Annotated in this window: 28 protein-coding genes; 24 read left to right on the forward strand and 4 right to left on the reverse strand. The window is 52.7% G+C overall.

What is annotated here, in order from left to right:
• Positions 1-13: 13 nt before the first annotated feature.
• Both AC0YOB_RS17070 and ilvA read right to left on the reverse strand, forming a co-directional pair.
• Positions 14-1,204: an MFS transporter gene (locus tag AC0YOB_RS17070; protein ID WP_475769750.1), complete on the reverse strand. Its 1,191-nt coding sequence runs from the start codon at positions 1,202-1,204 to the stop codon at positions 14-16.
• A gap of 273 nt (positions 1,205-1,477) precedes the next feature.
• A complete protein-coding gene (gene ilvA, locus AC0YOB_RS17075) occupies positions 1,478-2,752 on the reverse strand; it encodes a threonine ammonia-lyase IlvA (RefSeq protein ID WP_475787623.1) in 1,275 nt (424 codons plus the stop codon).
• A 609-nt stretch (positions 2,753-3,361) separates the two neighbouring features.
• On the opposite strand from ilvA, the gene AC0YOB_RS17080 reads away from it, so the two are divergent.
• The 10 genes from AC0YOB_RS17080 to AC0YOB_RS17125 all read left to right on the forward strand — a co-directional run bounded on the left by AC0YOB_RS17080 (position 3,362) and on the right by AC0YOB_RS17125 (position 12,370).
• On the forward strand, positions 3,362-4,573 hold the full coding sequence (locus AC0YOB_RS17080; RefSeq protein ID WP_475793803.1) for an oxalate decarboxylase family bicupin: 1,212 nt from the start codon (positions 3,362-3,364) through the stop codon (positions 4,571-4,573).
• A gap of 58 nt (positions 4,574-4,631) precedes the next feature.
• On the forward strand, positions 4,632-5,048 hold the full coding sequence (locus AC0YOB_RS17085) for a DUF4395 domain-containing protein (RefSeq protein ID WP_475793804.1): 417 nt from the start codon (positions 4,632-4,634) through the stop codon (positions 5,046-5,048).
• A gap of 168 nt (positions 5,049-5,216) precedes the next feature.
• Positions 5,217-5,891 (forward strand): response regulator transcription factor, encoded by a 675-nt coding sequence (locus AC0YOB_RS17090; RefSeq protein ID WP_475793932.1) that lies wholly within the window; start codon positions 5,217-5,219, stop codon positions 5,889-5,891.
• Entirely contained in the window at positions 5,888-6,865 is a 978-nt protein-coding gene (locus AC0YOB_RS17095; RefSeq protein ID WP_475793805.1) for a HAMP domain-containing sensor histidine kinase, read from the forward strand. The genes AC0YOB_RS17090 and AC0YOB_RS17095 overlap by 4 nt, the downstream gene beginning before the upstream one ends.
• A gap of 190 nt (positions 6,866-7,055) precedes the next feature.
• A complete protein-coding gene (locus AC0YOB_RS17100) occupies positions 7,056-7,976 on the forward strand; it encodes an ATP-binding cassette domain-containing protein (RefSeq protein ID WP_475793806.1) in 921 nt (306 codons plus the stop codon).
• Entirely contained in the window at positions 7,973-8,758 is a 786-nt protein-coding gene (locus AC0YOB_RS17105; protein WP_475793807.1) for an ABC transporter permease, read from the forward strand. The genes AC0YOB_RS17100 and AC0YOB_RS17105 overlap by 4 nt, the downstream gene beginning before the upstream one ends.
• A 300-nt stretch (positions 8,759-9,058) precedes the next feature.
• A complete protein-coding gene (locus AC0YOB_RS17110) occupies positions 9,059-9,670 on the forward strand; it encodes a TVP38/TMEM64 family protein (RefSeq protein ID WP_210043029.1) in 612 nt (203 codons plus the stop codon).
• 79 nt (positions 9,671-9,749) lie between these two features.
• Positions 9,750-10,571, forward strand: a complete 822-nt coding sequence (locus tag AC0YOB_RS17115; RefSeq protein WP_475793808.1) for a VanW family protein — start codon at positions 9,750-9,752, stop codon at positions 10,569-10,571.
• Positions 10,572-10,595: 24 nt separating this feature from the next.
• The gene (locus AC0YOB_RS17120) at positions 10,596-11,504 is read left to right on the forward strand and encodes an effector binding domain-containing protein (protein ID WP_475793809.1); all 909 of its coding nucleotides are present in this window, start codon (positions 10,596-10,598) and stop codon (positions 11,502-11,504) included.
• A gap of 11 nt (positions 11,505-11,515) precedes the next feature.
• A complete protein-coding gene (locus tag AC0YOB_RS17125; RefSeq protein WP_475793810.1) occupies positions 11,516-12,370 on the forward strand; it encodes a sugar phosphate isomerase/epimerase family protein in 855 nt (284 codons plus the stop codon).
• Positions 12,371-12,824: 454 nt separating this feature from the next.
• Here the strand turns inward: AC0YOB_RS17125 and AC0YOB_RS17130 are convergent, their stop codons facing one another.
• Positions 12,825-13,655 carry a phytanoyl-CoA dioxygenase family protein gene (locus tag AC0YOB_RS17130; protein WP_210043020.1) on the reverse strand — a complete coding sequence of 277 codons (831 nt, stop codon included), beginning with the start codon at positions 13,653-13,655 and terminating at the stop codon, positions 12,825-12,827.
• A 128-nt stretch (positions 13,656-13,783) separates the two neighbouring features.
• On the opposite strand from AC0YOB_RS17130, the gene AC0YOB_RS17135 reads away from it, so the two are divergent.
• From AC0YOB_RS17135 to AC0YOB_RS17150, 4 genes are all read left to right on the forward strand, one after another.
• Positions 13,784-14,647 (forward strand): helix-turn-helix transcriptional regulator, encoded by an 864-nt coding sequence (locus AC0YOB_RS17135; protein WP_475793811.1) that lies wholly within the window; start codon positions 13,784-13,786, stop codon positions 14,645-14,647.
• A 68-nt stretch (positions 14,648-14,715) separates the two neighbouring features.
• Entirely contained in the window at positions 14,716-16,539 is a 1,824-nt protein-coding gene (locus tag AC0YOB_RS17140) for a DUF5693 family protein (RefSeq protein WP_475793812.1), read from the forward strand.
• Positions 16,536-17,942: a glycoside hydrolase family 26 protein gene (locus AC0YOB_RS17145; protein WP_475793813.1), complete on the forward strand. Its 1,407-nt coding sequence runs from the start codon at positions 16,536-16,538 to the stop codon at positions 17,940-17,942. The genes AC0YOB_RS17140 and AC0YOB_RS17145 overlap by 4 nt, the downstream gene beginning before the upstream one ends.
• A gap of 253 nt (positions 17,943-18,195) precedes the next feature.
• Positions 18,196-18,870: a DUF421 domain-containing protein gene (locus tag AC0YOB_RS17150; RefSeq protein WP_475793814.1), complete on the forward strand. Its 675-nt coding sequence runs from the start codon at positions 18,196-18,198 to the stop codon at positions 18,868-18,870.
• A 3-nt stretch (positions 18,871-18,873) separates the two neighbouring features.
• Here AC0YOB_RS17150 and AC0YOB_RS17155 read toward each other — a convergent pair whose 3' ends face one another.
• Entirely contained in the window at positions 18,874-19,692 is an 819-nt protein-coding gene (locus AC0YOB_RS17155) for a PPK2 family polyphosphate kinase (protein WP_475793815.1), read from the reverse strand.
• 187 nt (positions 19,693-19,879) lie between these two features.
• On the opposite strand from AC0YOB_RS17155, the gene AC0YOB_RS17160 reads away from it, so the two are divergent.
• The 10 genes from AC0YOB_RS17160 to AC0YOB_RS17205 all read left to right on the forward strand — a co-directional run bounded on the left by AC0YOB_RS17160 (position 19,880) and on the right by AC0YOB_RS17205 (position 26,073).
• A complete protein-coding gene (locus AC0YOB_RS17160; protein ID WP_475793816.1) occupies positions 19,880-20,404 on the forward strand; it encodes a YfiT family bacillithiol transferase in 525 nt (174 codons plus the stop codon).
• A 299-nt stretch (positions 20,405-20,703) separates the two neighbouring features.
• Complete coding sequence (locus AC0YOB_RS17165) at positions 20,704-21,156, forward strand: GNAT family N-acetyltransferase (RefSeq protein ID WP_475793817.1); 453 nt, start codon at positions 20,704-20,706, stop codon at positions 21,154-21,156.
• Between the two features lie 15 nt (positions 21,157-21,171).
• The gene (locus AC0YOB_RS17170; RefSeq protein ID WP_475793818.1) at positions 21,172-22,185 is read left to right on the forward strand and encodes a TIR domain-containing protein; all 1,014 of its coding nucleotides are present in this window, start codon (positions 21,172-21,174) and stop codon (positions 22,183-22,185) included.
• The gene (locus AC0YOB_RS17175; RefSeq protein WP_475787640.1) at positions 22,182-22,367 is read left to right on the forward strand and encodes a hypothetical protein; all 186 of its coding nucleotides are present in this window, start codon (positions 22,182-22,184) and stop codon (positions 22,365-22,367) included. The genes AC0YOB_RS17170 and AC0YOB_RS17175 overlap by 4 nt, the downstream gene beginning before the upstream one ends.
• Positions 22,368-22,631: 264 nt before the next feature.
• Positions 22,632-22,847: a hypothetical protein gene (locus tag AC0YOB_RS17180; RefSeq protein WP_475793819.1), complete on the forward strand. Its 216-nt coding sequence runs from the start codon at positions 22,632-22,634 to the stop codon at positions 22,845-22,847.
• A gap of 259 nt (positions 22,848-23,106) precedes the next feature.
• Positions 23,107-23,295 carry a hypothetical protein gene (locus tag AC0YOB_RS17185; protein WP_210042986.1) on the forward strand — a complete coding sequence of 63 codons (189 nt, stop codon included), beginning with the start codon at positions 23,107-23,109 and terminating at the stop codon, positions 23,293-23,295.
• Positions 23,296-23,604: 309 nt separating this feature from the next.
• Positions 23,605-24,051 carry a tellurite resistance TerB family protein gene (locus AC0YOB_RS17190; protein WP_210042984.1) on the forward strand — a complete coding sequence of 149 codons (447 nt, stop codon included), beginning with the start codon at positions 23,605-23,607 and terminating at the stop codon, positions 24,049-24,051.
• 137 nt (positions 24,052-24,188) lie between these two features.
• Entirely contained in the window at positions 24,189-24,779 is a 591-nt protein-coding gene (locus AC0YOB_RS17195; protein ID WP_475769770.1) for a TerD family protein, read from the forward strand.
• A gap of 48 nt (positions 24,780-24,827) precedes the next feature.
• Positions 24,828-25,403, forward strand: coding sequence for a TerD family protein (locus AC0YOB_RS17200; RefSeq protein WP_475793820.1), 576 nt, complete (start codon positions 24,828-24,830; stop codon positions 25,401-25,403).
• 91 nt (positions 25,404-25,494) lie between these two features.
• Positions 25,495-26,073, forward strand: coding sequence for a TerD family protein (locus tag AC0YOB_RS17205; RefSeq protein ID WP_475793821.1), 579 nt, complete (start codon positions 25,495-25,497; stop codon positions 26,071-26,073).
• Positions 26,074-26,155: the final 82 nt, after the last annotated feature.

A 26,155-nucleotide genomic window follows, 5' to 3' on the forward strand; every position in this document is an offset into this window, starting at 1 on the left:
TCCAATCCTCCTGCTATTCCACACGGGCGCCATTATCCGCGAACGCACGGAACGGGAACCATATATAGAAGAATCCAATAATCAGAAACATAACCGCACTGACCCATATGACAAGCGACTCGCCGTGCCAGGAGGCAAGTGTGCCCCCAACGACAGGACCTATCATGCCGCCGATGCCTTCAACGGTCGAGAAGATACCCCATCCAAGGCCCTGCTGCCTGGGCGGGACATAGTTGGCAAGCAGCGCATTCCATGCCGGCAGCAGCGTTGCATAGGAAAGCCCCAGCACGCTGGCCAGCAGGATGCTCTCCCATAAGGGCGGAGCAAGCCCGATCAGATACAGACCAAGTCCGATGCCGCCGAAGCCAAGCACGAGAAACCATTTCTTCCCGCCGAGCTTGTCCGACAAACGGCCAAGCGGAATGAGGCTGATCACGGTAAATGCGCCTCCGGCGAGCAGCAGAAACGAATACTGCGTGCCGCTCATCCCCAGATGGTCCTCGGCGAAGCTGGGCAGAATCGGCACGAGCATGCCGGCTCCCATCGTCTGCAGCACCATGCCCGGCAGCAGGAGGCGCATGTGGCGCAGACGGTCTCTCAGGATGGCGAATTGCTCACGCAGGGGCAGGGAAGTCACTGTGCTGTTCTGACGGTTGCTGATGAACATAGCCAGAATCCAGGCGGCAAATGAAAGCCCCAGCAGCAGGTAGTAGGGTATTTTCGTACTGTAATCAAGCAGGATATTGCACACGATGGGGCCGGAGCCGAGACCGATAAACCAGATGGTGTACAGAAAGCCCATTTGGGTGGCGCGCTGATCGTCGGACACCTTGGTCAGGCAGACGATCCATATCGGGGAGATGCCTACCCCATAGACGGCTGCGGCCACAATGAAAATCCAGGGCTGGTAAGCGAATTGAAAAAGCAGCACGCCGACCAGCGAGAACAAGAGACCGATATGGACAACAAAACGGATGGAGAAGCGGTCCAGCAGATACCCGATCGCCATTTTCAGCAGAGTATCAATGAGATAGTGGGCTGTGATCGCAACGCCTATAATATCAAGCGTGAGACCGAGCTGCTTCTCTCCGAAAATCGGCAGGAAGCTGATCAGCATGGCCCCTCGCATAAATTCCACCAGAAACAGAATCGCCGAAAACAGGATGATCTCCGGTCCAAACCATGTTTTGCGAATCGTACTCACTCCTATAAGGATCGAATGTGCTCCTCCCATTATATGCAAGTTGGGGCAAAAGTCCAAGAAGAGGGCATCCGTCAGGCAGGGAGCTGATTATTTATTAAACGAGCGTCAGCGGACAAAAGATGCAACTTTTTCAATAACAGCCAATAAGACCGTTCATCCTGCAAGATTATTCTGTCGGGATGTTAAAAAGAGGCCGCCGGGGGCGAAACGTCCTTGACGGTTCGCTCCCGGCGGCCTCTTTATTTGAAGGACTACCAGCCGCTGCAGCTATTCTCAGATAAGCAGATTATACAATATCGGATCCTTGTTCAGCTCCAGGAACTGCAGGTCCTTCCGGCGCATTCTCCCGACCAGCGGTTCATAGTCTTCCCGGTGTTTGAGCTCAATGCCGACCAGTGCGGGACCGTTGTCCTTGTTGTGCTTCTTCGTATATTCGAATCTTGTAATATCGTCTTCCGGACCGAGCACCTCGTCAAGAAATTCGCGAAGAGCCCCGGCGCGCTGCGGGAAATTAACCATGAAATAATGCTTTAATCCTTCGAATATAAGAGAGCGCTCCTTGATTTCCTGCATCCGGTCCACGTCATTGTTGCCTCCGCTGATGATGCACACGACCGTCTTGCCGGCAATCTGATCGCGGTACAGATCCAGCGCGGCAATCGGCAGCGCGCCGGCAGGCTCCGCGACGATGGCATTCTCGTTGTAGAGATCAAGCATCGCCGTACAGGCTTTGCCCTCGGGCACAAGCAGCACATCATCAAGCAGCTCGCGGCACATGCGGAAGGTCAGGTTGCCAACCCGTTTGACAGCTGCCCCGTCTACGAATTTATCGATCGTCTCAAGCGTCTTCACCTCGCCGGCATCCATCGATACCCGCATGGATGGAGCACCTTCCGGCTCAACGCCGATCAGTCTCGTCCCCGGCGATACCGTCTTGACATAAGCTCCGACGCCTGCGGCAAGACCTCCGCCGCCAATAGTAAGGAAGATGAAATCCGGCGCCGCCTCGACTGACTCCATTATTTCTTTGCCGATGGTTCCATTGCCCGCAATGATCTTCGGATCGTCGAAGGGATGGATGAAAGCCAGATCATCCTTGCGGCTGGCTTCAATCGCTTCATTGAAGGCATCATCGAAGGTATCTCCGGTCAGGATGATCTCCACGTCGGGGCCGCCGAAGAAAGCGACCTGGTTCACCTTCTGCCGCGGCGTTGTGCTGGGCATATATATCTTCCCGGGAATCCCGAGCGCATGGCACGAGTAAGCTACGCCCTGCGCATGATTGCCGGCGCTGGCGCATACAACGCCGCGGGCAAGCCGCTCGGCAGGCAGCGACTTCATCATATGGTACGCGCCGCGCAGCTTGAAGGAGCGCACCACCTGCAGATCCTCGCGTTTGAGCAGTACCGTGCAGCCATAACGGGCGGATAACACGCGGTTGTGCTGGAGGGGGGTTCTTGCTGCAACCTCCTTGACATGCATTTGGGCCTGTGCAATCTCGGTAAGGCCCACGGTATAGCTGTTCGTGTGAAGGGATTCATTTGCCATTTGCGCCTCGCCTCGCTTTCTTGTTCCAGCTATGAATATAAAAATACGCCAAATATACAAAAAAACCCCGTCCCTCAAGGGACGAGATGCATCTCGTGTTACCACCCTAGTTCCGTCGTCAGCCCTCATAGAGCTTGCGACCGGCGCTTAGTCGCGTACCAGCATACGCGCTCCGTGTAACGGCGGATTCCGTCCGGGCTTATTGCTTCCCTCGCGTCCCGCTATTACGGGACCGGTTGGCGCGCCAAGGCGCAGCACCCTGAAGGAATGTTCAGCACGGCTTCTTCGGGAGGATATGTCAATTGACGGCAAACGTTGGCTTTCAGCGGCATGCCAACTCTCTGGGGATTGCCCGGCTCAAACGCACCTGTTCCCATCAGCGAATTTCTCAGGATTTCGGATTATTATTGTTATACTCCTGCGCGAGCGTTTTTGTCAACCGGCAATCGCCGGTATCTATTTGAGAATGGCATCGGCGGGGCACATAACCTTGAAGCCCGCCTCATAAATTAATTAAATGTGATCCCGATACCGGACCGGAGACAACATATAAGCTGCAGATTGATTATGGGGCAAAAAGCGCAATTTGAACAGGAGGGGAATTTGTTTATGGAAGATACACCGAATCAGTTAAGGGGCAAAAAAGTCGAAATACCGGAGCCTATACGCCGCAGTGATGGAGCGGGAGCAACGGACCCGGGGCCGCGCGATATTATGCGCGATCTGGAGAACCCGGATATGCTTGTTCCTCCAGTCACGGATTCAGGTCTTCTGCCGAATATGAAATTCTCATTCTCCGATACCCATATGCAGCTGAATCAAGGAGGCTGGTCGCGGGAAATTACAGTCCGGGATTTTCCGATTGCGACTACGCTTGCGGGCGTGGATATGCGCCTGACTCCGGGCGGCGTTCGCGAGCTGCATTGGCATCAGCAGGCGGAATGGGCTTATATGCTGTGGGGCTGTGCGCGGGTTACCTCGGTTGACCAGAATGGGCGCAACTTCATTGCCGATGTCGGGCCGGGCGACCTCTGGTTTTTCCCCGCCGGAATCCCCCATTCCATTCAGGGGCTGGAAGAGGGCTGCGAATTTCTGCTGGTCTTTGACGACGGCAGCTTCTCCGATCTGAATACCCTCTCGATATCCGATTGGTTCGCGCACACGCCCAAAGAGGTGCTTTCCGCGAATTTCGGCGTGCCGGAGCATGCCTTTGACGCTATTCCATCCGGTCAGGTCTACATTTATCAGGGCAGCATTCCAGGCTCGCTGGAAAGCCAGGCGGTCCAGTCGCCGTATGGAACCGTTCCGCAAAGCTTCACCCATAAGCTCCTGGCCCAGACCCCGCTCAAGACGCCTGGCGGAAGCGTGCGGATCGTGGACTCCAGCAATTTTCCCGCGGCCAAAACGATCGCTGCCGCTCTGGTAGAGATTGAACCGGGAGCCATGAGGGAGCTTCACTGGCATCCCAATAATGACGAGTGGCAGTATTATCTCACCGGGCAGGGGCGCATGACCGTATTTGCCGGCAACGGGATCGCCCGGACCTTCGATTACAGAGCCGGGGATGTGGGCTATGTGCCGTTTGCATACGGGCATTATATCCAGAACACAGGTACTCAGACCTTATGGTTTCTGGAGATGTTCAAGAGTGACCGCTTTGTTGACGTATCGCTCAACCAGTGGATGGCGCTGACGCCCCGCGAGCTGGTGGAGAGCAATTTGCATGTCGGACCGGAACTGCTTGATGCGCTGCGCAAGGAGAAATGGCCGGTCGTCGAATATCCGGGCTTCTCCTTTATTCCCCCAATAAACAGGTATTGAATTAATAATTCAAATCGGTTAAGTTGGAATTATCTGAACGAACAGGGGAGGTGGCACGGTGAAAGAAGTGCCGATGCCCTATATTAAGGCCAACCAGGCGGGAATTGTGCTGCTGGCTGCCGCCGCTTTTATTTTTCAGGAGCCATGGATCATTGCCGCGCTTTGGGTCATTCAGATTGCAGGTCTGCTGCTTGGGGGACAATGGAATCTGTTTGTCTGGATCGCGAAGCCGTTCCTGACCGTAGCTGGCCGGGAAACGCAAGCCCTGGAGCTGCAAAGGTTCAACAACACGCTGGCGGTCTTGTTCCTTACACTGTCGCTGGCGTCATTTGCTCTTGGCTGGACCATTGCGGGTTATGCGTTTGCCGTGCTGCTGGTGATCGCCGCCGGAGCTGCGCTGCTGGGAGCCTGCATCGGCTGCGTGGTTTATTTTCAGTACAAACAGTTTATGGCCAGAAGACGCCTCAGAACGTAAGCCTGGTTTGATGATTGCGGTAACGGCAGTCAGGCGGAATAAGACATCTCAAGGCACCTTTGCGGGGTGTCTTTTTTCTATCGAAACATAAGGGGAGAGCTCTCGCATCCGGCGAAGCGCGGAATGGGCGATGAGTGGATTGTATGATACGATAAACCAAGGTGATGAATAATGAAAAAGATATTGTACATAGAGGACGATCCGGAAATCGGAAGCTGGGTTGTGGAAGAGCTGGAGCAAAGGGGATTTGCAGTGAAATGGCTCATGTCGGGCGAAGGGGCGGACAAGGAAGGCCGCAACCATGATCTTGTTATCCTTGACGTCATGCTGCCCGGCCTGGACGGCTTCACGGTTGGACAGCGCCTGAAAAAAGAATCTCCCCAAATACCCGTATTCATGCTGTCCGCACGATCGGCTGTAGACGACAAGCTTCAGGGCCTGCAGTTTGCGGACGATTATCTGACCAAACCGTTTCATCCCGACGAGCTGGCTGCGAGAGTGGAGGTTTTATTGAGGAGGTCGGGCTCGGTACCTTCGAATACGGTCATGCTTGGGCATATTCGCGTCAACCTGTCCGAGAACACGGTCAGGGACGACCGGACGGGCGAGGAAATCAAGCTGACAGGCAAGCAGTATCAAATATTGATGTATTTCCTGCGCCATCCGAATCAGATTCTGATGAAAGAACAAATCTATGAAGCGGTTTGGGGCGAGCCCTATATCGAAGGGGATAAAACATTATTGGTCCATATCCGGCATCTTCGGGAAAAATTGGAGCTGAATCCGGGCTCCCCCGAAATTGTGGAGACAATCCGCGGCCTGGGTTACAGGGTAAAGCAATGAAACCGAAAAAATCGTTATTGAATCCCTATTTATTGATTAATTTTTTGACGGTGACGCTTTTGCCAATCCTGATCCTGGTGGTGTCCGTCGGTGTTTTCCCAAACTTCAGCGAATACAATCCTTATCTTAATTATATGATCGCAATCGTAACGATCCTGGGTGTCTTTATTCTGATTTCCTGGCTGTTTTTTTACAAAATAAGAAAAAGACTGATGCATCTGCAGGAAGCGATGGCCAAGCCGGCCGGCAACGGGATTCCTCTTCCAATCCGCATTGACAAGAGAGACGAGATTGGCCAGCTGGGGGATTCCTTCAACAAAATGGTTCATGAGCTTGAAATCAGCCGTCAGCGCGAAAAAGAGGAGGAAGCGCTTAGGCGGCAGCTGATTTCCAATCTGTCCCATGATTTAAGAACGCCTCTAACTGCGATCAGGGGTCACGCCTACCGGTTGAAGAAAGAAGCTTTAAGTCCGAAGGGGCGGGAGTCGCTGGACGCCATCGATCATAAAATCAGTCATCTCGGGCAGCTGCTCGAAAATCTTCTTTCCTATACATTGCTGACATCGGGAAAGTACCCGTACCGCCCGGTGAAGACAGATATGATCCGCCTGCTGAAGGCCTCCTTCACCGGCTGGTACCCCGCTTTTGAGAATATGGGCTTCTGCATTGAATTGAAATGGCCGGAAACCGCTTTTCACTGGGAGATCGATCCCCAATGGATAGAACGAATACTGGACAATCTTTATCAGAATATTAACCTTCATGCCAAACAGGGAAAATATATCGGGATAAGCGCCGATGCGCAGCTGGAACGGATTATCATTGAAGACCGCGGGCCGGGGATGCACGTTGAATCAGCTGCTGGAGGAGCCGGGATCGGTCTGTCGATAGCGGGTCTCATGCTGCAGGAAATGCAGCTTCATTGGGAAATTGAAACCAATGAGCACGGAACGAAAATATGGATCCAAAAATGAATGCAGGAGCAAAAAGGGGCTGAAGCGGGTTTCAGCCTCTTTTTTTGTGCGCAGATAGAGCGGTGAAAATTAACCCAAATTTAAACGCGGCGCCCCTGGTTCTTAACCTTGACAAGCTAATATGAAGGCCGGGGTGAGGATCAGGAGTGGAATGATCGAAACCATCAATAAGAGAGGAGTTGCCGTCAGAGTGAGCGATTACGTCCTGAGAACGAATCAGCTGTCCAAGGAATACGGGGGTCATAACGCGCTGGACCATGTCGATCTTTCCATACGCCGAGGCAGCATTTACGGTTTTATCGGGCAAAACGGAGCGGGCAAATCGACGCTTATGCGGATTGTAACCGGACTCGCCTTCCCGACAAGCGGCTCGATCGAGCTGTTCGGGAACAGCGGAACGCAGGAGATCATGGGGGCCAGATCGCGCATAGGCACAACGATTGAAAGCCCGGCCTTGTTCCCGTTCATGACCGCTTACGAGAACATGGAAGTACAGCGGCTGCAAAAGGGAATCAGGGATAAGGAAGCCATTGAGGCAACCCTTGCGATGGTCGGGCTGCAGGAGACCGGCAGGAAGCTGGCGGGAGATTTCTCCCTGGGAATGAAACAGCGGCTTGACCTTGCCATCGCACTGCTGGGACAACCGGAATTTCTTATTCTCGATGAGCCCACGAACGGGTTGGACCCGATGAGCGTCGTAGAGCTAAGGGGGCTGTTAAAGAGGCTGAACATTGAGAGCGGGATAACTATCCTGATTTCCAGCCACATTTTAAGCGAGCTACATCTGCTGGCTACGCATTATGGAATCATTCATCAAGGAAAACTGCTGGAGCAGCTGACATTGAAAGAGCTGAGCGGGAAGTGCCGGCAGTATCTGCAAATCAAAGTGGACGATTCCGGGCGGGCTGCCGAGGTGATGGGGCGGGAGCTTGAAGGTGCCGAATTCGAAGTGATGCCGGATGGCATCATCCGGCTGTTCAACCCTGTCGGGCATCCGGGCAAAATCTCATCCATGCTGGCAGCCTCAGGTCTCGAAATCGAGCAGTTTACGCCGACGGGGGAGCATCTGGAAAGCTATTTTGTCCAGCGGATCGCCAGGTGCGGAGCATGAGCCATTTGATAGCGTCGGAGTGGTACAAGCTGAGGAAGAACGGCCTGTTCCGTATCATCTGCTTTTTTATGGTTGCGGCGGCGGTCATTTTTCCGTTGTTTACTTATTGGAGTTATCCGAAGGACGGGGGAGCGGGCATCACGCTCACCGGAATCCAAATGTATGTGAACGCGATGATGATGAATCAATTTTTTCTCAAAATTTCGCTGGGCCTTCTGGCCGGGTTTTTCATTTCCAGCGAATATTCCTCCGGCGTGTTAAAGAGAACCGTATCTGCCGGGAACAGCAGAAGGCAGGTTTACGTTTCGAAGCTTATGATTTACTCGCTTGGTGTGGGCCTGACCTCCCTGCTGGCTCCTGTCCTCAGCATCGTCATCGAAATTCTGATGAGCGAAGCCGGCCTGTTGTCCGGATTCGGGCAGCCCACGGGAATTTCCACGATAGCGTATGTGCTCAGAACGCTCGGGTTCACCGTCCTGTTTGCCGCCGCTTTCGCATCCATCGCCGCATTTGCCGCCGTTGTTCTGGCTGACAACGGCAAAACAATCGGCTTTTCCATCCTGTTTTTCCTTTTCGTCGATCAGATTCTCCATTCTTTGGGCAATTACGTGCCTCTTTTCAAGATGGTGTATGATTACTCGCTTTTCAAGCTGTTCATGACAACGATCGAATTCAGAATGGATAACAGCGATCTGTTCCTGTCCATTGTCATGCCGGTTGCAACATTCGCGGTCTTTGCGTTATGGGGGATCTATATTTTCGGCCGGAAAGAAATTCAATGACGGCAAGTCCAGCTCGCGCAAAGGGGTGATATCGTGAAAAACAGCATATATATAATAGTCGGGGTCATTGTAGTAGCGATTGTGCTGCTCATGTTTCTGATGCCGGCCCCGAATAACTAAGACAGATGGACGATGTTAATCGTCCTTGATAAACAAGCAGGCAGCCGGGAGTTTTCCTTGGGCTGCCTGCTGCTGTATGGAGCGGTTCAGAAGAATATCCGGATTGCCTGCGTATTCCAAGGGTTTATTTGGTAAAATGAAGAAAGAATCGCCAACACGATAAACAGGATGTGCTCATAGATGGATATATCGTCGCTGCTTACGGAAGACAATCTGCAGGATCTAATGGAGCGGTACCGGTCATTCGGGCCGCTTCCGGGCATCCTCCTGACGTTTCTGAAATCCTTCATCCCTCCGCTCCCGACGCTGGTTATCGTGGGAGTCAACGCTGCCGTGTACGGCTTGTGGCTTGGTTTCTTCTATTCCTGGCTGGGCCTCATGCTGGGCTGCACGGCGACCTTCCTGATTGTCAGAAGAATTGCCCGCCACCCTTACATGCAGCGTTTTGCGGATAAGCCCAAGGTGAAACGCAGCATGGAATGGGCCCGCCGCAATGCGTTCAGCTATGTGATGCTGCTCAGCCTGTTTCCGGTAGGTCCTTTTGTTGTGATCAACATTGCCGCCGCCTTGGCCGGAATGCGGCTGCGGTCGTTTGCGGCGGCGCTTGCAATCGGTAAAGCCATCATGGTGTTCGCCGTTTCCTATATCGGCTATGACCTGTCCCGTTATGCGGAGCATCCGGTTCAAGTGCTGTATGTGGTTGTGTTCCTTGCGGCTTCCATCCTCGTTAGCAAGAAAATTGAGGCCTTCTTCGCGCGCAATGCCGCAAAACAGACAGACCCGGATCAATAGGGAGGCCGGCGATTGTTTGCTTCTTTCCTGCTCCATGAGGTTAGTAGTAAGTAGCTCATCCGAAGGAGGCGGTGAAATCATGAAGAGACCCATGCCGAGATCAAGAATGAGACTGGCGGCAGGCCGAACCTATTTTATGTGGAAAAGGTATCTGCAGTGGGTGCTGGACCGCACAGCACTCGCCGGGACATTCTCGGAGATGGATTTGGCGCACTGCGTTTTTCGGCACGAAACGCCAACCCTGCGGGAGCTGAAGGATGTCGACATGTGGCTGCAGCATAACAAGGAAACGAATTTGCAATTGGCTGCAAAGCGGCTGAACGGGCTGATTCTCCGTCCCGGCGAGACGATGTCTTACTGGCGGCTGATTGGCAGCCCCAGCAAGCGCAAGGGCTATATGCCGGGAATGGTGCTGTTCTATGGCGGCTACAAACCGGGCATTGGCGGCGGCTTATGCCAGCTCTCCAATCTGATCTATTGGATGACGCTGCATACACCGCTGTCCGTCATTGAACGTCATCGCCACAGCTACGATGTGTTCCCGGATTCCAACCGGACGCAGCCGTTCGGAAGCGGCGCAACCTGCGCTTATAATTATCTGGATCTGAGGATTCATAATCCGACGGAATCTTCGTATCAGCTTAAGGTTGAGGTTAGAGACCATCAATTAAAGGGCGAATGGCGCGGGACGGAGCAGCAGGTGTACACCTATGAGGTATACGAGAAGGATCACCGGATTACACAGGAATTCTGGGGCAGCTACGTCAGACATAATGTGCTTCACCGGCGGGTTTACCGGCTCGATGGGGAGCTGCATGACGATGAATATATTACGGAAAATCATGCACTTATGATGTATTCGCCGCTTTTGGAGCAATCTAACAGAAGCGAACATGCATAATTACGTTTAAGGGGGATTCCGGAAGTGACGAGGCAAAGCGAAACCGAACCATCCATGCAGGTTAGAACGGTTGTGATTGAGAAGATCCATCTGGTCGGTCTGCTGAGTCGGGACGGGCTGAAGAAGGAACCGGAACTGCGCGGGGAATTGAGTGCGAGGGCGGCCGAGATTGCAAACCGCACCGGGGAAGACCAGTATCTGGTCATTATCCCCGGGGGGCTGCTCGCAGCCGTGCCTGTGACGGGCATCGCGGATGTTCCTGATGGAATGATGGGCTATACCCTCATGGGGGATGAGTATGTATCGTTCAGCTTTGAAGCCGGCCAGGCTGCGGCATTCTGGGATTTTTTCGGCAAACCGGAAAATCTCGCACGCTATCATCTGGATACTGAAAAGCCGCGTTTTGAAATAATGAGTGAAGCACTGCAGCTCTCGGGCAGGACGGAGGTCTATTTTCCGTTGAAGGAGCGGGATGTGAAGGTGGTAGTGCTGCCGGAGCTGAAGCTGATCGGTATTCGTGTGGCGGCCGCAGATGCCGCGGGATACGCGGAGCAAATTCCGCCGGCCTTTGAACGGCTGCGGGCACGGCGGGAGGAGATTGCCGGCAGAGTGGAGCCGGAGAAGCTGTACGGCGCGTTTTATGTCAGCAGCGAAACAGAGTCGGAGGAAGGCTACTGGGCCTGCGCGGAGGTGGAGGATATTTTGTCTGTCCCAGAAGGAATGGAAGCGGTGAAAGTGCCGCCGCAATCGTATGCGGTTACGGATCATCGGGGACAAATCAGTCAAATATTCCAAACCTATGAGCAGCTGCAAAAGTGGATTGCGGACAAGGGCTATGAGCGCGTCCTGCATGCCTGGCATCTGGAGCAGTATGAAGCCGCCGGCAGGGGGGCAGTGATCGTTCATTTGCATGATACGATTACCGTAGATTAAGGGGGGAAACCATGATTCGACTTGGAGGATCCATACCTGGAGCTGTCGGAGATCCGCAGCAGCTGGCCCGGGCATATCGTGAATTCGGCTATCGCGCCGCGATTTGCCCGGAGGTTGAAGCAAGCGATTCGGCGGGCATCCGCAGCATACGGGATGCCTTCGCCGGGGAGGACATCCTGATCGCGGAGGTCGGCTGCTGGTCCAATCTCGTAGACTCGGATGAGGCCCGGAGGAGGCGCAACCTCAATTTTGCTTATGAGCGCTTGAATTTGGCGGAAGAGGTCGGCGCGCTGTGCTGCATTACATATATCGGCTCCGCCGCTGCCAATACGCAGTATGATCCGCACCCGTTCAATCTGTCGCCGGAAGGCTTCGAGCTGGCGGTCGATACCGTCCGCGGCGTGATCGATACGGTGAAGCCGAAGAGAGCCAGGTTTGCGCTGGAATTTATGCAGTGGGTGCTGCCGGACAGTCCGGAGGCCTGCCTCGATCTGATCAAGGCTGTGGACCGGCCGCAGTTTGCCGCGCATCTGGACCCCGTCAATATCATTCTGACGCCGCGTCAATATTTCAATAACGGAGAACTGATCAAACGCTGCTTCGAGCTGCTGGGCCCTTATATCGTGAGCTGTCATGCCAAAGATATCAAGCTGGGCAACAAGCTGTCCCTGCACCTTGACGAGACGCTGCCGGGAACGGGGAATCTGGATTACGGAACATATCTGCGCGAGCTGAACAAGCTGCCGGGCGAAATCCCGCTGCTGCTCGAGCATCTCCACACAGTTGAGGAGTACGCGCAGGCCCGGGATCATTTGACTGCCGTCGGCAGGAATGAAGGCATCCTCTTCTACGGAGCGGAGCAATAGAGTCCGCCAGTCAGCGGGAGCTTGAGCTGTGGAGGAACATAAAAAGGGTTTATGGCTGCCGGCAGACGATAATCTGCAGCGTCCATAAACCCTTTTTTAAAAATATAAGCAAGTATAAACTCCCCCATACTTTGCTTATATTTCTAAGGGAAGAAACTCTCTCTGCCGCCAAAAAGACGGCACAGCCGATTCTTCTTGATATTCAAGCAAGTATGAAATTGACCTATACTTTGCTTATATGTCGAGCGAAGAAACTTGCTGCGCCGCCAAAAAACGGCGAAGCCGTTTCTTTTAAAAATACCGGCAAGGTATAAATTTTATCCTGTCCTTTCCGATATTTCAGAGAGAATAGCTTTTTGCGGGAGCCGCCAGGGGACGAATCTCAGCCGTTTCTTCCTGCTGCTTGTGCAGCAGTTCGCCTGTCACACCGCTGATTTTCCCTGCTTGGGTCGCTTCAGCACTCCGCTTTGGTCATTTCATTGGTGAAAATCCGTTTATATTCCTGCGGTCTCAGCTTGACCGCCGATTCCGGGGCATAATGGAACTGAAGCGCGCGGCGGCGTTTGTCCGAGAAGTTGTATGGCGTTCCGTGATAGGTCAGGCCGTGGAAGAACAGAATGCCGCCTGGCTTCAGAGGTACGGCAGCATCCCGGTCCACAGGGACATTGGTATCGCAGATCTGCCAGTCGCGGACGGCGTAATGAGGCGTCGCGCCGATCATATGGGAGCGGGGGATCACATGCATGCAGCCGTTATCAATACCCGCCTCGTCCAAGGCAATCCACACGCCTATCACCGGCTTGTCGAAGGCCAGCGGACCGTAAGCCATGTCCTGGTGCCAGGGCTTCTCTCCGCCGCCGTGCGGAGGCTTGAGCAGAGCCATGTCCTGGGCCAGCTTCGATGCTTCTCCCAGCAGCTGCTCAATGATGGCAAGAATACCTGAATGCCCGGCCAGGACGCGCAGCCGCGGCTCCACATCGACAAAGTTGTGGACCTTGCGGACGGCCAGCTCCATCTCCTCACCGGGTGCAAGCTCGCTCCGCGGTTTGACGAATTCCACTTGCGCACCCGTGTCGGGATCGCCGATAATATCCGAGATTGCCTGCACAGCGGATTGGATTTCCGCATCCGACAGCATGTTCTCAATGGCCAGGAAGCCCTGCTCGTAGAACTGTCTGATGTGCTCTCCGGTGAATTCAGCTCCTGAGGCCAGCGGAGTGTGTACAGTCTTGATCGGATACAGCCGTTCATTGATTTCCTGCGGATTGACGGCAACTTTTCTCATCTGCTTCAACTCCCGTTTTGTGGTTGGTTTCTATCTCCAATTTAACCGATCAGGGGGCAGATCCAAATGGCGGAAAAGGCTTTATTTTTGTAGGAAACGGCATAAGGGCAAGAAATGGGGGAAAAGTGATGGAGCCTGGTATGGAGGATATAGGAAGCTGGCATTTCAACAATGCGGGCGCTTGCGGCAAAGCGGTATGCGAACCGGAGTGGCGTTGGGACCCTCCTGCCCCCATGGAGGATTATGACATTTGGTATGTGATGGAAGGGCAGGGAATGATCCAGATCAACGGAACGGCTTATCCCGTCAGCCGGGGCACCTTTGTGCTCCTCTATCCGGGGGACGTCATCCAGGCCCGCCACGAGCCGGATGACCGGTTGACCGTCATTTATGTTCACTTTCAGTTTGAACCGGAAGGAAGGCTTGCGCCCGGACAATCCGGGCTGCCTCGCTATTTGTGTCTGGAGGACCCGCAGTGGCTGGAAATGTATCTGCTGCGGGTGCTGGAGGTGGATCGCTGGGAGAGCAAATGGAAGGAAGAAGAGTTTGACCTGCTGCTCAGGCTGATCATGATCCGTCTTATACGTGAGACGGAGCTGCAGGAGCAGGAGACGCCTGTCTCCCGGATGAACCGTCAGCGGATACAGAAGGTGACCGATTACATGCGCCAGCATATGCGCGAGCGGCTGACACCCGGGCAAATAGGCGATGTCTTCGAATGCTCCCCCCGTTATTTAAGCAGGCTGTTCAAGCAGTATACGGGAATTTCGCTGAAGGAGACTATCACCAGGATCCGTATGGAGCGGGCGACGGTGCTGCTGGCCGAAACCTCGATGACCATCACGCAAATAGCGGAAGCCGTCGGCTATTCGGAGCTTTTTTATTTCTCGAAGCTCTTCAAGCATATCCACGGTGTCTCCCCGCAGCATTTCCGCTACAAGGGCGTGCTGTCGGAGAAGCATACCGTATCCCGCGAGCCGGATAAGAGCTGAATCAGCCGTGAGTGATCTTTTTAATTATGGTATAATAAGGAATAATTTTGCGAATTTGAGGTGTTATTTTGTTAAAGATTGTAAAAATAATAACGTTTGCCCTGCTGGCTGTTACCGTGCTGGGCTCTCTGCCGCTGCTTGCGGAGCGCTGGAAGGCTGAGCATAACGACCGACGGCTGGAGATTGCCGTCCCCGGAGCCTGGGTTCTGGGAACTGAGGGACAAGCGGACGGGCCGAAGGCGAAGCGCTGGAAACAGGCGGGAGCAACGACCGTTATGCTGGATACAGCCTTGCTGCCGGGGAAACAGGCAAGCCCGGATGGACAGCTGCCTGAGCCGTATCGCGCTGCGGCAGCCGCGCTGCGTCAGGAGGGCCTGCAGGTTACCGCTTATGTCCGTGCGGAGGCTGTTCCCGAGGATGAGGCGCGAATAAAGGAGCTGTTCCGCGGGCTCGCGGATGCCGGAATTGACCGCGTCCAGTTCGCGGGAATGGAGATTCCGGGCTACCCGGACAAGCTGGGGCCGCTTGCAGGTAGCATTGTGGACAACGGGCTCCATTCCGTTCTGGTGAAAAGCCAGAGAGGGGCGCTTGAGCTCTCGCGGCAAAGCGGTTATCTGTCAATCCGCAGTTTGTTCTTCGACATGCCGAAGCTTGCGTCAATGCCGGTCAGAGAAGCTGCCGACGCTTTTGAGCTTGGCGTCCGTGAACGGGGAATCCGCCTTATTACATATATGCCTGAATCGCCAGGCAGTCTGCAAGATAATGGGGGAGAAGCCTCCGGTACTTATCAGGACCATGCTCAAAGCATCATAGAGACGCTGCGGGCAGAGCTCGGTCCCGAATTTAAAACTTTTGGCGGGGCAAAGCCGATTACCGGTCATATGGAAGCTCCCGGCAAGCTGCCGCGAGCCATTCCGGTTATCGGAATAGGAGCCCTGTTCCTGCTTTTGGGCAGCTGCCTGTTCGGCGCTTTAACGCGGACACTGCAGAGAGCTGTCGTGTTCGTCGTGGCCGCGGCGACTTTGCTTCTATTGGCGGCATGGTTATTCGCGCCTGCGCCGTGGGATGGCCGGATAGAGAGCGTCATCGCCTTGTGGGGCGCCGTATCGGCGCCATCGGCTGCGGTATTGTGGCTTCGCGGAAGATTGCGAAGCTTCCATCACGCTTCGGCTGCAGATCGGCAGCGGGGAGAGCGGCCGCAAAGTCCGATCATTTCGGCGATTGCGTCATATATCGGTGCTTTGGCCATCACCCTGGCCGGCATCGTCTACGTAACTGCGCTTCTAAGCGATATCTCCTATCTGGCGTATGTCGATCTGTTCCGCGGTGTCAAACTGCTGTATATCGGACCGATTGCGCTTATATCGGCCTGTCTGCTGGTCGATGGCGGCTGGCGCGGCATATGGCCCAAACGTACTTCCAGAGCTCTGAAGGGCGGCCGCAGCTCCTTGAAGCCACGCAGATTATGGCTTGGCGGAGCCGCCGTGCTTGCCGCCGCGGTGCTGCTGGTCTTCCTGCTTGCCCGCACGGGCAACAGCGATCTGGTGCTTCCCTTTGAAGCGGAGCTGCGCCAGCAGCTGACAGACTGGTTCGGCATCCGTCCGCGGACGAAGGAATGGCTGATCGGCCATCCGCTGCTCATGGCTGCCGCATGCCTGCTCGCCTATCGGAACAGGGGCGCCATTGTCCTTCCGGTGGCGGCGATCGGCCTCTGCTCCATGATGAATACCTTCACGCATATTCATTCCCCGCTTGCGGTTTCCCTGACCCGTTCATGGACAGGGGCATTGATCGGAGGAATACTCGGACTTGTGGTCTACGTCGCAATGTTCAGCAGGAGTGCGCAACAACATAGATCCAAGAAAGCTGCGTTGGAGGGAAACAAACTGTGATTGTAACAGACACAAAGCGCCGTAAACGGCCGGTTTGGCTGTGGATTCTGTGCGGGCTGGTCATGCTGATGCAGCTGGCGATGTTCGGATATGTAGGCTATAACCAATACCGGGTTGTAGATAAGAAGGACTGGACAATCCGCACCAGCCTGAGCGATTACCCGCTTGCCAAGGCAGAGCCGGTCGAAGGTATTTATCTGGGCGGCTATGTGCTGCAGAACCCCGCCATCGAATTCAGCATGAAGACGTTTAACGAACGGACAGGCCGCCCCCACGCCAGCTTTTTCAAATATGTCGGATACGGCCAGCCGTTCCCGGCCAAATGGGTGGAGCAGGTGAAGTCCATCGGCGCTGTGCCGCATATCGCATTCGAGCCCAATGGCGGGCTTGATGAAGTGCTCGATGATGCCTATTTGCAGGGCTTTGCCGATGAAGCCGGCAAGGCCGGCGTGCCCATATTCATGCGGTTCGCCTCGGAGATGAACGGGACGTGGACGGCCTACAGCGGCGATCCGCAGAAATATATGGAGAAGTGGAAGCTGGTGCAGGGTATATTCAAGGAAAGGGCGCCTAACATTGTCATGGTCTGGGCTGTCCTGTCGGTCCCCGAGGAAACGATAGAGAGCTTCTACCCGGGGGACGACTATGTCGATTGGGTCGGAGTTAATATTTATAGCGTTAAATACCATAACGACAGCCGGCTTCATTCTTCCGACTTTGAGGATCCGCTCGATCTCCTCAACTTCGTCTATAACCGCTTCAGCCGCACCAAACCGATAATGGTCTCGGAATATGGGGCGACGCATTATTCGGTTACCGACGAGAAGACAGACCTCGCGTTCGCTGCGGATAAGATCAGCCGCTTCTACCGCGAACTGCCGCACAAGTACCCCCGCGTAAAGGCGGTCTTCTACTTCGATGTCAACAATACAGCCGAATACAACGCCGATCGGCGGATTAACGATTATTCGGTGACGACGGAGAAGGATGTGCTTTCCGCATACAGCGGGACGATCACGGGTCCGAAATATTTAAGCAAGGTTGAACCGCATAGCATTCAGGGGACGAAGACCAAGCAGCTATTCACCTACAGAGGGCTTATTTACAGTAAAGGCGATGAGGTATATGCCGACCAGACGTACTTTACGCGCACGCTTGGTCTTCGTCTTGAGCAGGATGGCGCCGCGGTCAAGGTCAGCAAAGGAGAGCAGTCCGTACAGGTCCGCTCCGGCAAGAAACGGATCTGGGCAGGCTATCATTATATGAATTATCTTCCCCGCTACCGTTCCATGGTGATGCTCCCGCTGAAGCAGACGCTTGAGCCTCTTGGGTACAAGGTTGGAGTCAGCGGCCTGGATGTGACTGTGAAAGAAGCGGCAGGGGACTCCGGCAGCGCGCCATAACCAAATAAAAGACAGCAGACAGGGAATGAACGCACTGGTTCAAGGCTCTGTCTGTTTTTTGAAATTCCAGAACGCATAAGATGAGTTTTCCTTTTCCGATGTTTCTGTGAGAGTCACTGGTTTTACCGTCAATGGTCGTCTTTTACCGTTTCTTATTAAGGTGGGAAATGGTCTCAAGCCGTGTTCCGGTTCACCCCGTTCCCCTAACGGGTATAGGATGCATAAACGGGATATTCTGAAATGGGGAAGCGCTATGGATTATACGTATATTGCAGTCAAGCTGGTCACTGCATTTGTTGGATTATGGATCATGACCAAGCTGCTGGGGAAGAAGGAAATTTCACAGCTGACACCTTTTGACTTTATCTCGTCCCTGATGTTGAGCGAGCTTGTCGGGAACACCATTTATGACAGGGAAGTCCGATATGGGGAGCTGCTGTTCGCTCTTGCCCTATGGATGGTATTATCGCTTGCGCTGGAAAAAGTCGCGGAGATCTTCCCGCAGCTGGCCACAACTTTGAGCGGCAGACCGGATATTATTATACGGGATGGAAAAATTGACGAGAAGGCCATGAAGCGCAATAATCTGGATATGCACCAGGTCGGAATGCTGCTGCGGGAGCAGGAGGTCTTCAGCCTGCGGGATGTAGCCTATGCGATCTTCGAAACCAACGGCAATTTGAGTGTGCTCAAATCGTCTGCTGCGGAGAATATCACACGCAAGGATCTTAAGCTTCCTGAGGAACCTGTATATCTGAGCCGGATCCTCATTGATAAGGGCTTTGTCGAGAAGGATGAGCTTCATGCGATCGGCCGCGACGAAGTCTGGCTGCTTGGGCAGCTGCAGGCCCAAGGCATAACCAGACTTGCGGACGTCGTCTATGCGGAATGGTCGGAGGACAGCGGGTTGTACGTACAGCGAAGATAAAGATCAGTTCTGCGGTTCTTCGAGATTGAACAGGCTGGAAGCGTCGAGATCAACCTTAGGATAAGACAGCTTCAGGTCGCGCATTGCTTTGACGATAATTTTCAGCACCAGATAATCGCGGAACCAGCGGTTGTTGGCCGGCACGATATGCCAGGGACAATCCTTCGTGCCGGTTGCGGAGAAGGCATCCTCGTAAGCCTGCTGGTAGTCATTCCAATACCGGCGTTCTTCCAGATCGGTCGGATCGAACTTCCACAGCTTTTCGGGATTTTCCAGCCGGTCTTTAATCTTGTTTAGTTGAAAATCACGGGAAATATGCAGAAAAATTTTGATTACGGCAATTCCGCTGCCCTGCAGAAGCTTCTCGAAGCGGCGGATATGCTTCAGTCTGGACTTGACCTCTCTCTCGTCAATCAATCCGTGGACACGGGTAATCAGCACATCCTCATAATACGAGCGGTTAAATGAAGTCAGGTAGCCTTTGGCCGGTGTAACCTTGTGTGTGCGCCAGAGAAAATCATGCGCCGCCTCGTCGGTAGTCGGCTTCTTGAAGCTTTCCGCCCGGAATCCCTGGGGATTCAGGTTCGCCAGCACCTTCTTGATAACTCCGTCTTTCCCGCTGCAGTCCATGCCCTGGAATAATACCAGCACGCCGTTTGTTTTGCTTGCGAACAGTTTTTCCTGCTCGTCCTGAAGCTCTTCCTTCAGACGCTCGAATTCTTCCCTGATATCATCTTTACTGCCGATAGACGCGGTGTCTTCGGGATCGAAGCTGCTCAGCCTCACCGTCTCCCGCTTGTTTAACCGATAGTGATTCAGCATGGTATGAAACGCTCCTTTGCTTACAAACAGGTATGGAATGCATTTACCTCAATGGGAACGGTTGAATCACGATTCTAAAGAGGAACAGCCTGTCTAAATATGGGCTCTCCTCTTATTATAGTTCAGTTTTAAATAATTATGGATTATAATGATGGCAAATAATTGAATCGAGAGGGTGGTGCCCCAAATGGAACAATTGCGATTCCCGATCGGAGCGTTCAAGCGTGAGGACGCGCTGGATGAAGTGCGGCGGGCAAGCCTGATCGGCGTGCTGGCACAAGCGCCGGCCTTACTGGGACAAGCCGTATCGGGACTAACGGAGCAGCAGCTGGATACTCCCTATCGGCCTGATGGCTGGACAGTGAGACAGGTGGTCCATCATTTGGCGGATGCGGGCATGAACGGCTATATCCGCACCAAGCTGCTGCTCACGGAAGATCAGCCCATGGTGAAGACGTTTGACGAACAGAGCTGGGCGGAGCTGCCGGATGCGAAGAGTGTGCCGATTGAGCTGTCTCTGGCGCTGCACGACCGGCTGCACCGCCGCTGGGTGATGCTGCTGAAGTCGACGCCTGCCGGAAGCTATGCGCGCCAATACAATCATCCTGAGAACGGTCTGTGGTCATTGGATGAAGCACTGTCTTTCTTTGCCTGGCACAACCGTCACCATATCGCGCATATTACCTCGCTGCGTCAGCGGAAGGGCTGGTAAGCAAGGAATGCACCGGAACTCAATTTAATCGGCAAACGGAGGTAGATGACGACAGCAGCAAAAGATCATGAACAAGCTGGAGCCAATGGGAACGGAGCAAACCAAACGGACCTTTAAGAACCATGGCGCGGGTGAGCCGCTGTTCTTTGTGAGAAGATCGGCGATTTGAAGAAGCTTGGCAAAGACGTCAAGCGGGACCGGAAAGTTGAGTCCCGGGGAAACGGTCGGGGTGAAAAGAAAGACCTGTATCTGTTAACATGAAGAGTGACTAACCTGTCACAAGAGAGCAAGGTGAGCATTTGACAAGCATAGCAGTGCGTAAAGCGAAGGATTTGAACGAATATGATTGGTCTTCTATGCTTCAGGAGAGTATGGAGGAAGGGTTCCGGCATGTGAGCCGGCTGCTGCAGGATTACGCAGACGGAAGCAACCGTTTCGACCGGGAGGGCGAAGCTCTTTTTGTAGCTCTTCATAATGGAAGCGTTATCGGAGTCGGCGGCTTGAATCTGCTTGCGGCAGAGCAGGGAGGCCCAATCGGGGTCGGCCGTGTGCGTCGGGTTTATGTCCTGCAAAGAGCAAGAAGACTCGGGGCTGGCAAGCTGCTGATGGAGGCGATAATGGAGCATGGCCGCCCCTATGTTTCGGTGCTGGCTCTGCGGACGGAAAATCCGGCCGCGGACCTGTTTTACCAGGCTCTTGGTTTTGTGCCCGCCCCCGGAAAAGAGACTGTTACGCATCAGCTGCTGTTATAGAAAAGGAGTATTGCGGTGACAATTAAACCAAAGGTTTTTATCGGTTCCTCACGGGAAGCGATGGCTTATGTGAATGCCATTCACGATCAATTATCATTCAGCGCAGAAGTCACCCCGTGGCATGCCGGCGTGTTTCGGGGGAATGACTACCCTATGGAAGCGCTCGAGAGACAGCTGGAATCCAATGATTTTGCCGTATTTGTATTATCCCCCGATGACGTCATCCGAATGCGGGGGAAAACCTATTTTATTGCACGGGACAATACGATGTTCGAAATGGGGTTGTTCTGGGGCAAGCTCCGGCGGGGGCGCGTGTTCTTCATGATTCCGGATCAGGTTCAATCCGGCAGGGACGGCCAGGAAGTGGATCAGTATCATCTGGCAAGCGATCTGGAAGGCCTGACGGTGCTGAAATACGAGGCTCACCGGACGGACGCCAACCGCATCGCGGCAGTCAACCAGGCATGCTCATTCCTGATTGGCCGCATCCATGAGCTTGGGTTCTTCCTGACACCGGATAAAGAATTGGAAACAGCCCATCAGGAGTTGGCACTTCTTCGCTCCGTCGTTCATTTCTACCGGGATTTCAACAAGGGAATTCTGGAAAGGGACAGGCATGAGAACGAGCTTATCGATGCCGTCCGCAATGCCTATGAAGCAAGCTGCATCCACTATAAAGTAAAAGGAGCCGCCCTCTGGGAGGCAAGCACTGATGAAATCCGGCAAATTGCGGGTAATGTAGGTAAAGAGCGCATATACTCCATTCAGGCCAATAATAAGCTGGGAGCAGGAGAGCCGCGCAAGCTCGTGGTGGATGCCTACCTGAACAGCAAAATTGAGTTCATCCAGATCGGTCAGGATGTTGTAAACGAATATTTGCTGTGCTATCCTATTAGCAGTTCGCATGTCATCAGCATTCACATCACGGGGCATTCACCGGTTAGTCCCGATGATTTTGAACGGTTGTTTCAACAGAATCAGGGACTTATGGGAATCATACATCATTTATTCGGAGGGGATTGGGCATGAACAGATCATTCGACCGCAAGCATGGCGCGAAAGGCATACCTGTTTATACCGTCCATGGATCCAATGCGCCGCTCAGGCGGGAGAAGCAGGCTGTCGGCTCTGTTCCGACTACGGATGGCGATAAGGAAGGCATCGTTGTTTTTTCCAGAAAAGCCGTTTACATGAAACCTTCCTTTCTATAACCAATAAGGCTCCTTCGCTCCTTCAGGTTTACCTGAAGAATTTTACTCTTTCGCCGACAATGCTCCCTCCGGTTTTCCGGAGGGATTTTTTTTATTGACCCGGTTCTATTCGCCGCAAGGTTGGAATAAGATTAGCAGGTATGGCAAATATTACAATGTTACAATTTTGTAGCAAGTTGTCCATTGGATTGAAAGCGTTCTCTCTATCCCCTATACTTAGCCTAGATATTGATTTCACTATTTTAAGATTAGGGAGGGCGGAAAGTGGTTAAAGAATGGGTAACCATAAGTGTTATTGCGTTTGGTGTGATTATCGCCGTTATCGGCGTGGTTGCCTATCTGCGTATGTACAAAAAAATCGCCTGGACGTCCTCCCCTCCGCCGGAGCAGCCCCAGCAGACGATTGAGAGTGTAAATGATTCAACCGCCGGGCTCGAGTCGGGTCAAGCCCCCTTAAAGGATGAGCACAATACACCTTAAACAAGAATAAATTAAAGAAATGCCGCATGCAGATTAAAAATTCTTAACAGAAATTGTATATACTGTTCGCTTTCCATACGAATTCAGAACTGTTATAATTGACTGATAAATCAATCTTTTTCAGTCTATGAGCTCGCCTCAAATCAGCCGGATCGTTCGATACAGATGGGGTGCCAGCCGCACGGGTATTCCGTTAAACCGTGTGCGCTCTCGTACATGAAGTGTTAGGACCACCAACCGATGATAGGGAGGGGATTTCATGGCTAAACGCAGCCACAATGAAGTCAAAGAAAGCCTACAGGAACTGACGAGGATTTTCCAACCCAAGGATTCACGAAAATTTGTAAAGGATTATATCCGCAAGTATCGGATCATGGGCGGATACGAGGACGAGCTGACTATGGTGGTCGATCATGAGATGGGAAGGCTTCGGTCTTCAGTTAGCTAAAATAGGTCAACTATCTGCCTTGCCCATATTTTTCGGGTCAAGGCTTTTTTGTGTTTGTCGTGCAAGTTCTGGAAGTATCAAAATATATCAAAACAGCAAAAAATGAGGTGCAAGGCAGCCCGGGCAGGGTAATAAAAAGATGGATAAGTACCAGGATCCGACATTTATTGCGAATTTTCACCTGCTCAAACATTAAATGAATATAAATTCTTGTCTAATGATGTGAAATCTCCTGTCATTTGCGGTACTATTAAGATGGTTAATATAAACGGTTTTTCAACTTTGGAAGAGATCTTAAGGAGGAGAAGTATGAGTAATTTTAAAAATTGGCTGAACAATTCCAAAAAAAACCTGGGCGATCAGGTGAAAAAATTCAAAAATAAGGATTTTATGGATGCGGTCGCGGCCGGCTGCGCCGTTGTAGCCTATGCGGATGGCAAAGTAGATGTGGAGGAAAAGAACAAAATGGCGGGGTATATCAATCTCAGCCAGGAATTGAAGGTTTTCAACATGGCTGATGTCATTGACCGTTTCAATTTCTATGTCAATAATTTTGAATTTTCCGCAGAGATCGGCAAGCAGGAAGCGTTGAAGGCAATCGCCAAATTCAAAAGCAAGCCAGAGGTTGGACGCGTCATTGTTGGCGTATGCAGCGCAATCGGGGCGGCTGACGGCGATTTTGACCTTCAGGAGCAGGCGGTAGTGCGCGATATCTGTAATGTTCTGGGCCTAAGCCCAAGTGAATTCAGCCTGTAAATCATTAAACCCTTCAAATATATTAATTAATCTAATGAAACTCTTTATCCATGTGATGCGTACAGTCTAGTATCTTCATTTTTCTACATTATCTGATAGACTTCATCACAAATTTGGGAAGGAGGTGACGTAAGCAAATGGCTTCCATAAGTTTGGTTAAAGGCCAAAAGATTGACTTGACCAAAGGGAATTCCGGCCTGGCGAAGGTTGTTGTGGGACTGGGCTGGGATCCGGTGAAATCCAAAGGATTCTTTGGCGGTGCCAAAAAGAATGTCGACTGCGATGCATCGGCCATTCTCTTGAACAGCGAGGGCAAACTTGCGGACGATAATCAGGTTATCTGTTTTCATAATAAGAAAAGTCCTTGCGGCTCCGTGGTTCATTCGGGTGACAACATTACCGGTGAAGGCGACGGCGATGACGAACAGATTTTTATCGACCTGGCCAAGGTCCCAGCAGATGTGCATAAAGTACTCGTTGTCGTCAATATTTACGATTGCGTGAACCGCAAGCAGGACTTCGGCATGATTCAATCCGCTTATATCCGCATTCTGGACGGATCCGGCAGCAACGAACTGACCAAGTTCAATCTTTCCGACAACTATGCCGGCTTGACGGCTTTGGTCTGCGGCGAGCTTTACCGTCACGGAACGGAATGGAAATTTGCCGCTATCGGCGAAGGTACCCACTCCCCACATATCAACGACTTGGCTGCACGCTACAAGTAAATTGCTCGACCCTTATACTTAAAAAGACGAAAGCGGGTGCTTTATCAGATGGCAATTAACTTATCCAAAGGTCAAAAAATCGATCTCACAAAATCAAATCCGGGACTTTCCAAAATTACTGTAGGACTTGGCTGGGACACCAATAAATACGATGGCGGCAAAGATTTTGACCTTGATGTCTCCGTGTTTCTGACGAATGCGGAAGGTAAAGTCACCAGCGATAAAAACTTTATTTTCTTCAACAATAAGCAAAACGAAAACGGATCGGTTGTGCATGCCGGCGATAATCTTACCGGCGAGGGCGAAGGCGACGACGAGCAGGTTAAAGTGGACCTGGGTTCAGTACCTGCCGACGTTGAGAAAATTGCCTTCACGATCACGATCTATGAAGCACCTGAGCGCAACCAGAACTTTGGACAAGTCTCCCGCGCCTATGCGCGCATTGTCAACGATGCCAATCAGGAAGAATTGGTCCGTTTTGATCTGGGCGAAGACTTCTCGATCGAAACAGGCGTCGTTGTCGGCGAGCTGTACCGCAATGGCGGCGAGTGGAAATTCAACGCAATCGGCAGCGGCTACAAGGATGGTCTTGCCGGCTTGACGCGCGATTATGGACTTGCTTAATAAGCTGTAAGTACTGCAGGGCCGCCTGACACGGGCGGTCTTGTATTCTTTATGAACTATGAAACGGTAAACAGCCGGGAAGGAGAATACGATGTCAATTAATCTTTCAAAAGGACAACGGATTGATCTTACCAAAACAAACCCGGGCTTGACCAAGGTGGTTGCCGGTCTCGGTTGGGATACGAACAAATACAGCGGCGGCCAGGATTTTGACCTGGATGCATCTGCTTTTCTGCTCTATGAGGACGGCAAGGCCAAGGGCAGCGACGATTTTGTTTTCTACAATAATAAAAGCGGCGGAAACAACTCCGTTGTTCATACGGGAGACAATCGTACGGGAGAAGGCGACGGGGATGATGAACAGATTCTTGTCGATCTGAGCCGAATCCCGGCTGCCATTCATCGTATCGGAATTACAGTCACCATCCACGATGCCGATGCCCGCGCCCAAAACTTCGGACAAGTGACGAACGCGTTCGTACGGGTAGTGGATGAATCCTCAAACCGTGAAGTTCTGCGTTTTGACCTGGGGGAAGACTTCTCTACAGAAACCGCTGTTGTATTCTGCGAGTTTTACCGTCACGGGGCCGAATGGAAGTTTCAGGCGATCGGAAGCGGCTTCTCCGGAGGCCTTGCCGCTCTTTGCCGAAACTACGGGTTGGACGTTTAACGCTCCAGGCTCCAGGGTGGCAGGTCATTTTATGACTTCGGCCATCCTTTCTTCTTCATCTTTATCAACCCTTAAGGAGGAC

This window comes from Paenibacillus sp. JT31N17 (genome assembly GCF_056269255.1).